Genomic DNA, 986 nt, shown 5'->3' on the forward strand with positions numbered 1-986 from the left:
CCACCCCCTGAACCGCGGGAATGCGTCCGACGAACCGCCGCGCATGGAACTGCTCCACTTCCTGGAACGTGCCCGGCTCCGACAGCTCGACCAGAAGCCGGCTCCCCACGGAAAAAACAGCGCAAGTCGTTCGCTGAGGTGTCACTGACCACTGGCAACAGCACCATTCCCCTAAGGCAGGCGCAGCAGTGGCCTGGAGCAGTTGTCGGACGTCATACCGCCGCGCAGCACTCCGCCCCCCAGCACTCGCAGTGGACAGGGTGATGGTCCGGCCCTTCGCCCTGAAGTTCGGCACGCAGTCGCGCACGACAGGACACGGCCGGCAGTCCCGTACGGAAAACTGCGCACGGACGACAGACAGGCCCAGTTGGGACCGGTCCTCTCTCCATCCGGTGTTGATGGTTCCGTTCGGGCAGCTCACACGCTTGCTGTCCCAGTCAATCACCATCTCGAGCCAGGAGAGTTCGCGCGCGGCGGGAAGAACGTGGGTGGAGTCGGTCCTCGCCCGGCCTGCTGTCCTGAGGAGCCCTTTGTCCCGGGCTGCCATCGGGATGCCGTCCAGGATCCGACGCCCGGCATCTTCCTGGACCAACCGGTCCCTGAATTCCGACAGCAGCGAGTAGTCGAAGCCAGGGGTCTCCGGGTCCAGCCCGAGGGCGTACTTGGAATCGATCCTGGCTCGCACCGCCTCCGCGGCCTGCCGGTCGGTCAGGCCCTCAACCAATTGCAGCACCAACACCAGCGCCAGCCTGCCCGGTGACCGCGCCGGCCTGCCACCTGTGGGAAACAGGTCTGCGAACTCCTCAGCGCCGCACAACGGTTCCAGCTCGTCCCGGGCTGTGATCGCGAGGCTCCCCTTCGGAAACGCCGCTCGCGCCACCCGAACCGTCCCCGCCGGAATCTTCCCCGGCCCCATCGGCTGCATCGACACCGCACCCACCCCCAACGCACGTCGGCCTTCACGGCCCCAACCAGGTCGTGAAGGC

The 986-nt window shown here is 66.9% G+C and carries 1 protein-coding gene; it reads right to left on the bottom strand.

Going from position 1 to position 986, the window contains the following annotated elements; translation table 11 throughout:
* A partial coding sequence (locus ABD374_RS31545) for a transposase (RefSeq protein ID WP_344500046.1) occupies positions 1–931 on the bottom strand: 931 nt, incomplete at its 3' end.
* Positions 932–986: the final 55 nt, after the last annotated feature.

This window comes from Streptomyces enissocaesilis (assembly GCF_039533765.1).
Classification (GTDB): Bacteria; Actinomycetota; Actinomycetes; order Streptomycetales; family Streptomycetaceae; genus Streptomyces; species Streptomyces enissocaesilis.